The organism is Embleya australiensis (assembly GCF_051903075.1).
GTDB lineage: Bacteria > Actinomycetota > Actinomycetes > Streptomycetales > Streptomycetaceae > Embleya.
On the sequence record NZ_CP182422.1, the window covers coordinates 2,326,307 to 2,338,341 of the forward strand.

Here is a 12,035-nt window from a genome sequence, read left to right on the forward strand (position 1 = left end):
GGGCGAGTCGATTGATCCGGTCGGGCTCGAACCGGGGCGGACGGGGGTGGACCCGACCGGATCGAACCGACCGCGGCCGGATCGCACGCCGGCCGAAAATCCGCCCCCGGCGACGCCCCGCCCGGCGACCGGCTCGGGCGACCGGCTCAGGCGATGTCGACGATCGGCTCGCCGCTGATCACACCGTCGGCCTGCATCTGCTCGGCCAGCTTGAGCGCCTCGTCGATCAGCGTCTCGACGATCTTCGACTCGGGCACGGTCTTGATCACCTCGCCCTTGACGAAGATCTGCCCCTTGCCGTTGCCGGACGCCACGCCCAGGTCCGCCTCGCGGGCCTCGCCGGGGCCGTTGACGACGCAGCCCATCACGGCCACCCGCAGCGGCACCTTGAGCCCGTCCAGGCCCGCGGTGACCTCCTCCGCGAGCTTGTACACGTCGACCTGGGCCCGGCCGCAGGACGGGCAGGAGACGATCTCCAGGCCGCGCTGCCGCAGTCCGAGCGACTCCAGGATCTGGTTGCCGACCTTGATCTCCTCGACCGGCGGGGCGGACAGCGAGACCCGGATGGTGTCGCCGATGCCCTGCGACAGCAGCGCGCCGAACGCGACCGCAGACTTGATCGTGCCCTGGAAGGCGGGCCCGGCCTCGGTGACGCCCAGGTGCAGCGGGTATTCGCAGCGCTCGGCGAGCAGCCGGTAGGCCTCGATCATCACGACCGGGTCGTTGTGCTTGACCGAGATCTTGATGTCGCGGAAGTCGTGCTCCTCGAACAGCGAGCACTCCCACAGCGCGGACTCCACCAGCGCCTCGGGGGTGGCCCTGCCGTGCTTGGCGAGCAGTCGCTTGTCCAGCGATCCGGCGTTGACGCCGATCCGGATCGGGGTGCCGGCCGCGGAGGCCGCCTTGGCGATCTCGGCGATCTTGTCGTCGAACTGCTTGATGTTGCCCGGATTCACCCGCACCGCGGCACAACCGGCGTCGATCGCGGCGAAGACGTACTTCGGCTGGAAGTGGATGTCCGCGATCACCGGGATCTGCGACTTGCGCGCGATCGCGGGCAGCGCGTCGGCGTCGTCCTGCGAGGGGACCGCGACCCGGACGATCTGACAGCCGGACGCGGTCAGCTCGGCGATCTGCTGAAGCGTGGCGTTGACGTCGGAGGTCAGGGTGGTGGTCATGGACTGCACCGACACCGGGGCGTCTCCGCCGACGGCCACGTTGCCGACCATGATCTGCCGTGACTTGCGGCGCGGCGTGAGGGGCCGGGCAGGTACGGACGGCATTCCGAGCTGGATCGCGGTCATGTTCGCTTGAGTCCCGTGGGTTCGGCGGGTAGGTCGTCGTCAACGCTACGCCACCGCCCACCGGTACGGACGCGCCCGTACCCCTGTGCCGTCCCACCTGTTGCCTGATCGACACACGGTGGGCCGGCCCGGTCGGGATACGGGCGCGTTCTCCGCGAGGACCTAGGTGACCTTCACGGGGTTGATCAGGTCGGCGATCAACACCAGGACGGTGAAGGCGATGAAGATCGAGGCCACGACGTAGGCGACCGGCATCAGCCGGGCCACGTCGAACGGGCCCGGGTCCGGACGCTTGCGCAGGCTCGCGATCCGGCGACGGATCGACTCCCACCACGCGCCGATCACATGGCCCCCGTCGAGCGGGAGCAGCGGCAGCATGTTGAACAGGAACAGCGACACGTTGAAGCCGGCGATGATGAAGATCATCAGGCCGACCCGCTGGGACGGGGGCACGTCCAGGGCGGCGACCTCGCCGCCGACCCGGGCCGCGCCGACCACGCCGACCGGGGAATCCTGGTCGCGCTTGTCGCCCTGGAAGGCCGCGCCCCACAGGGCGGGGACCTTCTGCGGGATGCGCAGCAGGCCGTGGAAGGCGTTCTTGACGATGTCACCGGTGAATTCGACGGACTCGGCGGCGCTCTGGCGCTGGATCCCGGTCGCGGGGCTGATGCCCAGGAAGCCGGTGGTGACGTACTGATTGGGCACGGCCCGCCCGTCGCCGTCGATCTTGATCATCTTGTTCTGTTCGAGCACCGGCTTGAGGGTCAGCTGCCGGCCCTTGCGGTCGACCACGAGGGTGACCTCGCCGGACGACTTGCGGATCAGGCCCTGGAGCTTGTCGTAGTCGCCGATCTTCTGCCCGTTGAACGAGACGATGCGGTCGCCCGGCAGCAGACCCGCCGCCTTGCCGGGTGCCGCCTTGGCACCCTCGGGGCACTTGTCGGTCTTCGCGTCGGCGCTGACCACACACTCGGAGACGGTGCTCACCGTCGAGGTGGTCTTGTTGATCCCGAAGCCCATCAGGTACACCGCGAGCAGCCCGATGGCCAGGATCAGGTTCATGAACGGGCCCGCGAGCATGATGATCGTGCGCTGCCACGGCTTGCGCTGGTAGAACATCCGGTCCTCGTCGCCGGGACCGACCTCCTCGTAGGACGCCTCCCGGGCATCCTCGATCATGCTGCGCCACGGCGAGGTGCTGCGGGCCTGGACCTTGCCCGACGCGTCGGGCGGGAACATCCCGATCAGCCGGCAGTAGCCGCCGGCCGGGATCGCCTTGAGGCCGTATTCGGTCTCGCCGATCTTCTTCGACCACAACGTCTTGCCGAAGCCGACCATGTACTGCGGCACCCGGACGCCGAACATCTTGCCCGTGACCAGGTGGCCCGCCTCGTGCCAGGCGATGGAGAACAGCAGGCCCACGACAAAGACGACGATGCCGAGGATCGTCATGAACAGGGTCAACGGGGTTCTCCTCCGTGGGCGATGATCTCGCGTGCCCGTCGGCGCGCCCAGTCCTCCGCGTCGAGGACGTCCTCCAGTGTCAACCGGTTGCCGTCCCCACGTACATCATGCTCGCTCACCACGGCGGCGACGGTGTCGGTGATGCCGTTGAACCCCAGGTGTCCCGCGACGAACGCGTCCACACACTCTTCGTTGGCCGCGTTGAACACCGCCGGCGCGGTGCCGCCGGCGCGGCCCGCGGCGCACGCGAGCTCGACCGCCGGGAAGGCCTCGTGGTCGAGCGGGAAGAACTCCCACGTGGCCGCCTTGGTCCAGTCGCAGCCGGCCGCCGCGTCGGGCACGCGGTCGGGCCAGGACAGGCCGAGCGCGATCGGCAGCCGCATGTCCGGCGGGGACGCCTGGGCCAGCGTCGAGCCGTCGGTGAACTCCACCATCGAGTGCACGATCGACTGCGGGTGGACCACCACGTCGATCCGGTCGAAGGGGATGTCGTAGAGCAGGTGCGCCTCGATCACCTCCAGCCCCTTGTTGACCAGGGTCGCCGAGTTGATCGTGATCACCGGGCCCATGTCCCAGGTGGGGTGTGCCGCGGCCTGCGCGGGGGTGACGTCGACGAGGTCGGCGCGGGTGCGACCGCGGAACGGGCCGCCGCTGGCGGTGACCACGAGCCGCTTGACCTGATCGGCCCGGCCGCCGCGCAGCGCCTGGATCAGCGCGGAGTGCTCGGAGTCGACGGGGACGATCTGGCCGGGCTTGGCGATCGCCTTGACCAGCGGGCCGCCGACGATCAGCGACTCCTTGTTGGCCAGCGCGAGGGTGCGTCCTGCGGTCAGCGCGGCCAGCGTGGGGGCCAGGCCGATCGAGCCGGTGATGCCGTTGAGCACCACGTCGCACGGGTGTTCGGCGAGTTCGGTGGCGGCGGTGGGGCCGGCCAGGATGCGCGGCAGCTTGTACTGCCCCTTGGCGTAGCCGCGGCGCTGCGCCTCGGCGTAGAAGGCCAGTTGCAGGTCCTGCGCGGCGGACGCCTTGGCCACCGCGACCACCTCGACCCCGAGTTCGAGCGCCTGCCGGGCCAGTTCGTCGACCCGGCCGCCACCGGCGGACAGGCCGACGATGCGGAACAGCTCGGGGTGGGCGCGCACCACGTCGATGGTCTGGGTGCCGATCGACCCGGTGGAACCGAGCAGGACGACGTCCCGTCGGCCGGGCGGCTGGTCGGGGGCGGCGAAGGGCGCGTACGGATCGGCCAGGGAGTCCATCCGTCCATTGTGGCCCGCGCCGGCGGGGCGCCGAGCACAGGTCGGCCGATTGCCCGCGGCGACCGCCCCGGACGGCGCGAGTCGGCGCGCGGGGGCCCGCGGTACCCGCCCGCCGGCCCCCGCGCGTGGCTCAGCCGACGGGTCGGTGCACGTTCTCCACCTTGGACGGTCCCGGCGTCGCGTCGGCGATCCAGGGGCCCTCGGTGGAGACGTCGAGCACACCCTCCTCCAGCCACAGGTAGCGGCCCGCCAACACACCCTCGACGGCTCGCCCGTCCAGCGTGTCGGTGTTGGTCCACAACCGGCCGAACAGCTCGTCCACCCGGATCTGCGCCTGCCGGCAGAACAGGTCGGCCAGCTCGTACGCGGCCCGGCCCTGCTCGGCGTCGTGGCGGCGCAGCATGTCGGCGCGCACGCACACCGCGCTCATCGCGAACAGTTCGGCGCCGATGTCGACGATCCGGCCGAGGAAGCCCTGCTTGCGCTCCATCGCGCCCTGCCAGCGGGCCATGCCGTAGAAGGTCGAGCGGGCCAGCCGGCGCGAGGTGCGCTCGACGAAGCGCAGGTGCGCGGCCAGGCTCGGCAGCCCGGCGGGGGCGAACTCGCGGTACGACGTGGGCACCTGCCCCTTGCCCGCGACCAGTTTGGGCAGCCACTTGGCGTAGAAGACGCCCGCGTCGGCGGCGGCCTTGCCCTTGGCCTTGAGGTCCGCGTCGGGGTCGATGATGTCGCCGGCCACGGCCAGGTGGGCGTCCACCGCCTCGCGGGCGATCAGCAGGTGCATGATCTCGGTGGAGCCCTCGAAGATCCGGTTGATCCGCATGTCGCGCAACATCTGCTCGGCCGGCACTCCGCGTTCGCCGCGGGCGCGCAGCGAGGCGGCGGTCTCGTAGCCGCGTCCGCCCCGGATCTGCACCAGTTCGTCGCTGACCAGCCAGCCCACCTCGGAGGAGTACAGCTTGGCCAGCGCCGCCTCGATCCGGATGTCGCGCCGGCCCTCGTCGGCCATCCGGGCGGTCAGCTCCAGGACCGCCTCCAGCGCGAAGGCGTTGGCCGCGATGTAGGCGATCTTGCCCGCGACCGCCTCGTGTGCGGCGATCGGGCGGCCCCACTGCTCGCGCTCGCCCGCCCATTCGCGCGCGACCTTCAGCGACCACTTGGCGGCGCCGGCGCACATCGCGGGCAGCGAGAGCCGGCCGGTGTTGAGCGTGGTCAGCGCGATCTTCAGGCCCGCGCCCTCGGCGCCGATCCGGTTCGCCGCGGGCACCCGGACCCGGTGGAAGCGGGTGACGCCGTTCTCGATGCCGCGCAGGCCCATGAAGGCGTTGCGGTTCTCCACGGTGATCCCGGGGCTGTCGGCGTCCACGACGAACGCGGTGATCCCGCCGCGCCGGCCCTCGGCCTTGGGCACCCGGGCCATCACCACCAGAAGTCCGGCGACCACGCCGTTCGTGGTCCACAACTTCACCCCGTCGAGGATGTACGCGTCGCCGTCCTCGGTGGGCACCGCGGAGGTGGCCAGTCGGGCCGGGTCGGAGCCGACGTCGGGCTCGGTGAGCAGGAACGCGCTGACCTCGCGCACGCAGCGCGGCAGGAACTCGCGCTTCTGGTCGTCGGTGCCGAACAGCTTGACCGGCTGCGGCACCCCGATCGACTGGTGCGCGGACAGCAGCGCGCCGAGCGCGGCGTTGACCGAACCGACCAGGACCAGCGCCTTGTTGTAGTACAGCTGGCTCAGGCCGAGGCCGCCGTACTCGGTGTCGACCTTCATCCCGAGCGCGCCGATCTCGGCGAGGCCCTTGATCACCTCGTCCGGAATTTGCGCGTCGCGCTCGATCACGGTCGCGTCCACCCGGGTGGTCAGGAACTCGCGCAGCACCGCGAGGAAGTCCTCCCCCCGGCGGATCTCCTCCGCGTCCGCCTCGGGGTGCGGGTGGACCAGGTCGAGCCGAAACCGGCCGAGGAACAACTCCTTGGCGAAACTGGGCTTGTCCCAGTCCTGCTGTCGCGCTTCCTCGGCGACCTTGCGCGCTTCGCGTTCGCTGACAGGGGGCATGGCGGACTCCTCGCGGACTCGCAGCGGAACCGACGTTGTTACCGGCCGGTGTTACCTGCCCGTGCACGTCCACTGAATGCCGGGTAACGGGGTTTTGTCCAGAGCTATGCCACCGCCGACGCCAAGACATGCGCGGCGTTGATCCGAGGCATGCGCTGCATTGGTCCCAGGCATGCGCTGCATTGATCCCAGGCGTGCGCTGCATTGATCCCAGGCATGCGCTGCATTATTCCCAGGCGTGCGAAAGGGCCCGGCGACACCACCCCAGGTGGCCGGGCCCTTCGTCGGTGGGGCCTACAGGTCGAGGCCGGTGAGGACCATCACGCGCTCGTACGTGAAGTCGGTCATCGCGTAGGTGACGCCCTCGCGGCCGACGCCGGAGTTCTTGGCGCCGCCGTACGGCATCTGATCGGCGCGGTAGGACGGGGCGTCGCCGATGATCACGCCGCCCACCTCCAGTTCGCGCTGGGCCCGGAAGGCGGTCTGGATGTCGTGCGTGAACACGCCGGCCTGGAGGCCGAACTCGGAGTCGTTGACCGCGGCGAAGGCGGCGTCGGTGCCGTCCACCCGGGTCAGCGTGAGCACCGGGCCGAAGACCTCCTCGCAGGCGATGGTGACGCCCGCCGGGACCTCGCTGAGCACGGTCGGCGCGTAGTTCGCGCCGTCGCGGATGCCGCCGGTGAGCACCTTGGCGCCGGCCTGTACGGCCTCGTCCACCCACGCCTGCACCCGCTCGGCGGCGGCCACGCTGACCAGCGGGCCGACGTCGACCGCGTCGTCCTCGGGGTCGCCGGTGACCTGCGCGGCGACCTTGGCCACGACCTTCTCCACCAGGCGGTCGTACACGCTCGTGTCGGCGATCACCCGCTGCACCGAGATGCAGGACTGGCCGCCCTGGTAGTTGGAGAACGTCGCGATCCGCTGCGCGGCCCACTCCAGGTCGGCCTCGGAGGACCAGTCGGCGAGCACGACGGCGGCGGCGTTGCCGCCCAGCTCCAGGGTCACGTGCTTGCGCGGGACCGAGTCCATGATGCTCCAGCCCACCGGGCCCGAGCCGGTGAACGAGATGACCGGCAGCCGCTCGTCCTTGACCAGGGCCGGCATCCGGTCGTTGGGCACCGGCAGCACGCTCCAGCTGCCGGCCGGCAGGTCGGTCTCGGCCAGGATCTCGCCCAGGACCAGCGCGGACAGCGGGGTGGCCGGCGCCGGCTTGAGGATGATCGGCGCGCCGACCGCGATCGCGGGGGCGACCTTGTGCGCGACCAGGTTGAGCGGGAAGTTGAACGGCGCGATGCCGAGCACCACACCCTTGGGGATCCGCCGGACCAGTGCGTAGCGGCCGGTGCCGCCCGCGTCGGTGTCGAGGCGCATGCCCTCGCCGTTGAACCGGCGGGCCTCCTCGGCGGCCCAGCGGAACACCGATACCGCGCGGCCGACCTCGCCGCGCGCCCACTTGATCGGCTTGCCGTTCTCGGCGGTGATCAGCCGGGCGATCTCCTCGGTGCGCTCACCCAGGCGCCGGGCGACGTGGTCCAGGGCCGCGGCGCGGCGGTACGCGGGCAGCGCGGCGAACTCGTGCGCGCTCGCGTGGGCGGCGGCGACGGCCTCCTCGACCTGCGCGTCGGTGGGCTCGGAGACCCGGCCGACCAGCCGGCCGTCGTACGAGTTGGTGACGTCGAAGGTCGACTCGCCGGTGGCCTGGCGGCCCGCCAGCCAGAACGCGTGGGTGGTGGTCACTGCTGCTCCTTCTCCGTCAACGGGCGCTGATGATCCCGGTGTCGTCCACGGTACGTCGATCGGGCGGACGGGTTTTTGTCCATGCCGGCCAATCCCGGCCCGCCGGTGCTACGACTTGTCCTCGGCCGTGCCGGTCGTGTCGCGCAGCGCGAACCACAGTTCCGCGCGGGTGTCCGGATCGTCCAGGGTGCGGCCGAGGATCTCCTCGACCCGGCGGATGCGATAGCGCAGCGTGTGGCGGTGCACGCCCAGATCTCCCGCCGCCGCGTCCCACTGCCCGTGCCGAGCCAGCCACGCGCGCAGCGAGACGATCAGGTCGCCCCGACCGCCCGCGTCGTGCGCGCGCAGCGGCGCGAGCACCTGATCGGCCCACGCGTGCACCGCGTCGCCGTCCAGGAGCGGCAGCAGGCCGCCCACGTCCCGGCCGTGCACGGTCAGCGTCTTCTGTGAGCGCAGGCCCACCGCGTGCGCGCCCAGCGCCTGCCGATAGCCCTCACCCGCCCGGTCCGGCTCGACCGGACCGGACACGCCCGCGACCAGCCCCGGCAGGTCGACCGGCTCGACCGGGTCCACCGACTCCGGCAGCACCAGCACCGTCGCGCCGGCCAGTTCGCCGGTCAGCGCCGGGGTGCCCGCCCGGACCGCCCGCGCGCACAGCCGCTCCGCGAACGCGGCCACCGCCGCGTCCGGTCCGGTGGCCACCACCATCCGCCACGGCCCCGGCGGCAGATCGGCCGCGATGTCGTGGGCCAGTTCGGCGGGCGTCGCCCGCTCCCCCGTGAGCAGCAGCCGCAACAGCGCGGTCCGCATCCGGGCGCCGGCGTCGGCGCCCGCCCTGGACTGCTCCAGGGCCAGGGTGAGCAGCGACGCGGCGGTGCCCAGGGTCTGCCGGTCGGCGGTACGCGCGGGCCGGTCGGTGCCCACCGCCAGGAACCCGCTGATCCGTCGCTCGGCGCCCAGCGACTGCACCACCACCCGCCCGCCGTCCTCGTCCTCCTGGAGCGACGCCGAGGACGGGGCGGGCATCCGGCGCAGCTTGTCGATGTCGGCGCGCAGCGCCTCGGTCCGCGGGCGGGCCGCCGCCGGCGCCACCTGGCGCAGCGTGCCGTCGGCGTCGTAGAGCGCGGCCCAGCCGTCGAGCCGGCCCGCGAGTCGGCGGATCAACGTCGCGGCGCCCTCACGCCCCGCGGCGGCCCGGGTCAACTCCTGCTGCACCGCGAATCCGGTGGTGACCGTCTCGTACTGCTCGGCCGCGAGCGCCGAGGAGACCACCTTGCTGATCGCGATGAACGGGGTCGGCCGGGGCACCTCGAACACCGGGAAGCCGCAGCTCTCGGCGGTCTCGACGATCACCGCGGGCACCCGATCCAGGGTCAGGCCCACGCCGATGCCCAGGCCCGCCACCTCGGCCGCGGCCAGCCGCTCGACATAGGCGCGCCGCTCGGCATTGCTGCGGCCGAGCTTCATCCCGGTGGTCAGCAGCAGTTCGCCGCCCTCCAGGTAGGGCGTGGGGTCGGCCAGTTCGCTGGTGTGCACCCACCGCACCTCGCGCTCCAGGCCGCCCTTGCCCGCGAGCACGCGCAGGTCGAGGGCGGGCGCGCGGACCAGGGAGGCGAGGGTGGGCGGCATGTCGGTTTGTCCAGACTGGAGTGGGAGAGGTCTCCAGTGTGACTCAGCGGCCGAGATCGATCAGCACGGGAGGCGTGCGCTCGCCTTTTCGGGTGGTCAGGCTGAGCACGGCGTGCCCGGTGGGCAGGTCGCTGGTCAGCTCGGCCGGCGACCAGCGATATCGCTCGACGGTGCGGGTGGTCACCCGCTCGGAGCGTCCGCTCGCCTTCTCGCCGAACAGCGCGCCGAGCACCGAGTAGCGCAGCCGCTTGACCAAGCCGCCCTCGGGCGAGCCCATGGTGATCGACCGCTCCTGCTCCTTGGTCATGCCCCAGTGTTCGGCGAACAGTTCGGCGTCGGCGCGGGAGGCGCCCGGCACGATCGCCTTGCAGCCGGCCGCCGCGAACACGCCGTGCCGCAGCGCCGGGGCCAGGTCGTCGAGCGAGCGCACCGACAGGACCAGGCCCGCCCGGCGGTTGCGGGCCCATTGCAGGCCCTTGGCCGCGTACTCGTCGATCAGCCGGCCCGCGTCGTCGGCGACCAGGCACGCGAACACCCGGCGCGGTCCGCGCTCGCGCCGGGGGGTGGCCATCGCCTGGACGAACTGGGCCAGCACGAGCCGGCCGATCAGCCGGGCCGCCTCGGGGTGCGCCGCCTCGTTCAGCGCGATCCGCACCCGCAGCGGCCGGTCGATCTCGCCCGCGCCGAACCGCTCCCGGTCGGCGTGGAACAGCTCGGCGACGCCGGGCCGTTCCAGCACCGCGAGCCGCTGCACCAGCATCCGCGCGTCGTCGTCGCCGCGCGCCATCGCCCGCAGCGCCCGCTCGTGTTCGGGGTAGCGGCCCGCCGCGCGCAACGCCTCCTCCAGCGCGGTCAGCGCGGCCTCGGTGCCGTCGAGCAGGTCGAGCAGCGTGCCCACGTCGGGATAGCGGTCGTGCCCGGCCACATACGCGCCCAGCACCTGGCGCAGCGCGTTGCTCGCGCCCTCGCCCAGGCCCAGCGCGCTCGGCGGCAGCGCGGCGGCGGCGAGCCGATCGGCCGCGTCCTCGGGGGTGCCGGCGCCGCCGTACAGGTCCAGGCCCCACGGCGAGTCGCGGTCGCCGACGATCACTTCGCGGTCGTAGCCGCCGGGGCGCTCGAACTCGTCGCCCTTGGCGTCGATCACCAGCAGCGAGGCGGTGCCGGTGAGCGCGCGCAGGCTCATCGCCTCCACGACCGGTTCGAGCAGCCGCCCCGGCTCGCCGGCCCGGGATGCGCCGACCACCAGCATCGATGCGCCGAGCACGTCCGGGTCCAGGGCGAAGTCGGCGGCGCGGTACAGCGCCGGATTGCGCGCGTGGTCGGTGCCCGCCCCGATCCGTACCTGCCCGGTCAGCAGGTCGTGCTCGGCCCGCCGCGGCCGCACGTCGCGCTGCCCGGAACCGTGCCGACAGGCCGCGGCGCCGTGATCGACGATCTCCTCGGCCACGTCGGCCAGATACTCGGGGTCCTGGTCGCCCGCCTCGATCACCCGGCGCAGCCGCAGGTAGTCCACGTCCCGCAACCGCCCCGCCGCCACCTCGTCGTCGAGCACGTCGGCGGCCTCGTGCTGCCCCGCGTCGCGCAACTCGGGCCACAGGTCGGCGTCGACGGGCGCCTCCTCGTCCTCGGGCGTCGCGTGCTCGCGCGGGGCGCGGGTGTACGGCTCGACCACCACGCGCCACCGACCGAGCACCGCGGCGGCGTAGACGAAGCCGCCGTTGTAGACGAGGCGCACCAGCCACTGCATGTCGTGCAGCGCCCCGCGCGGGAAGATCAGCAGGAGCAGCGCGACGAACGGCCGCATCAGCACGATCCAGGCGACGAAGCCGAGCACCAGGAACAGCGCGGCCCGGCGCCACTGTTCGGGGCGCGGACGCCCGTTCAGCTCGGCGCGCCGGTCCAGTCGTTGCCACCACGGGCGCAGGAACGGCCAGGCGATCTCGTACCAGCGGCCGAGGTAGCAAAAGAGCGCGAACACCAGGACGTAGAGCAGGTTGTTGAACAGCAGCGGCCACAGGAACTCGGGCAGGATCTTCCGGACCAGCCAAACGTAGGCGAGGATCACCCAGTTCAGGCTCGCGATCGCGATCACCAGCCACAGCACGGCCCTGCGCACCAGCGCGGCCTCGGGCCGGGTGCGGGCGTCGCGCTCGGCCGCGCGCAGCCGGATCTCCCGCTCGTCGCGCCCGAATCCGTAGATGCCGGGGGCCTCGCGGTGTCGCGGCCCGCGCAGCCAGCCGCGCAGGTCGAAGCCGTCGGGGTCGAGGCCGCGTCCGGGCGAGGCCGGCGCCGGCACCCGGGCCCGGCCGGCGGGCGGGCGACGGCCCGGCGGCTCGTCGGCGCGGGTGCGATCGCTTCGGCCGCGATCATCTCGGCCGCGATCACCGCGGCTGCGATCACCGCGAAGGGCATCGGCCTCGACGGCCCGCGACGCAGGGGAATCCGACCGTTCCACGTTCACGCCTCGCCCTTCCGGAACCACACCTTCGGCCGGGACTCAATCTAGGCCCTGTCCGGCGGATCTTGGCGGGGCCGCGCCGCCCGGCACCGCGCCTCGCCGCACCGGAGAAACAGCCGAATAGAACC

General features: G+C 72.4%; 7 protein-coding genes. All 7 read right to left on the reverse strand.

Features of this window, described 5'->3' with window-relative positions; translation table 11 throughout:
• Nucleotides 1–146: 146 nt before the first annotated feature.
• The 7 genes from ispG to ACMXN5_RS09700 all read right to left on the reverse strand — a co-directional run bounded on the left by ispG (nucleotide 147) and on the right by ACMXN5_RS09700 (nucleotide 11,745).
• On the reverse strand, nucleotides 147–1,304 hold the full coding sequence (ispG, locus tag ACMXN5_RS09670) for a flavodoxin-dependent (E)-4-hydroxy-3-methylbut-2-enyl-diphosphate synthase (protein WP_380003075.1): 1,158 nt from the start codon (nucleotides 1,302–1,304) through the stop codon (nucleotides 147–149).
• Nucleotides 1,305–1,466: 162 nt separating this feature from the next.
• A complete protein-coding gene (locus ACMXN5_RS09675) occupies nucleotides 1,467–2,768 on the reverse strand; it encodes a M50 family metallopeptidase (RefSeq protein ID WP_439674885.1) in 1,302 nt (433 codons plus the stop codon).
• Nucleotides 2,765–4,027 carry a 1-deoxy-D-xylulose-5-phosphate reductoisomerase gene (gene dxr, locus ACMXN5_RS09680; protein WP_439674886.1) on the reverse strand — a complete coding sequence of 421 codons (1,263 nt, stop codon included), beginning with the start codon at nucleotides 4,025–4,027 and terminating at the stop codon, nucleotides 2,765–2,767. The genes ACMXN5_RS09675 and dxr overlap by 4 nt, the downstream gene beginning before the upstream one ends.
• A gap of 130 nt (nucleotides 4,028–4,157) precedes the next feature.
• Nucleotides 4,158–6,083 carry an acyl-CoA dehydrogenase family protein gene (locus tag ACMXN5_RS09685; RefSeq protein ID WP_439674887.1) on the reverse strand — a complete coding sequence of 642 codons (1,926 nt, stop codon included), beginning with the start codon at nucleotides 6,081–6,083 and terminating at the stop codon, nucleotides 4,158–4,160.
• A gap of 294 nt (nucleotides 6,084–6,377) precedes the next feature.
• On the reverse strand, nucleotides 6,378–7,820 hold the full coding sequence (locus ACMXN5_RS09690) for an aldehyde dehydrogenase family protein (protein ID WP_439674888.1): 1,443 nt from the start codon (nucleotides 7,818–7,820) through the stop codon (nucleotides 6,378–6,380).
• A 108-nt stretch (nucleotides 7,821–7,928) separates the two neighbouring features.
• Nucleotides 7,929–9,449, reverse strand: coding sequence for a PucR family transcriptional regulator (locus tag ACMXN5_RS09695; protein WP_439674889.1), 1,521 nt, complete (start codon nucleotides 9,447–9,449; stop codon nucleotides 7,929–7,931).
• 43 nt (nucleotides 9,450–9,492) lie between these two features.
• The gene (locus tag ACMXN5_RS09700) at nucleotides 9,493–11,745 is read right to left on the reverse strand and encodes a hypothetical protein (protein WP_439674890.1); all 2,253 of its coding nucleotides are present in this window, start codon (nucleotides 11,743–11,745) and stop codon (nucleotides 9,493–9,495) included.
• Nucleotides 11,746–12,035: the final 290 nt, after the last annotated feature.

Bases quoted from the DNA above. Each gene is read 5' to 3' on its own strand.
- ispG (WP_380003075.1), bottom strand. From the start codon at position 1,304: ATGACCGCGATCCAGCTCGGAATGCCGTCCGTACCTGCCCGGCCCCTC.
- ACMXN5_RS09685 (WP_439674887.1), bottom strand. From the start codon at position 6,083: ATGCCCCCTGTCAGCGAACGCGAAGCGCGCAAGGTCGCCGAGGAAGCG.
- dxr (WP_439674886.1), bottom strand. From the start codon at position 4,027: ATGGACTCCCTGGCCGATCCGTACGCGCCCTTCGCCGCCCCCGACCAG.
- ACMXN5_RS09695 (WP_439674889.1), bottom strand. From the start codon at position 9,449: ATGCCGCCCACCCTCGCCTCCCTGGTCCGCGCGCCCGCCCTCGACCTG.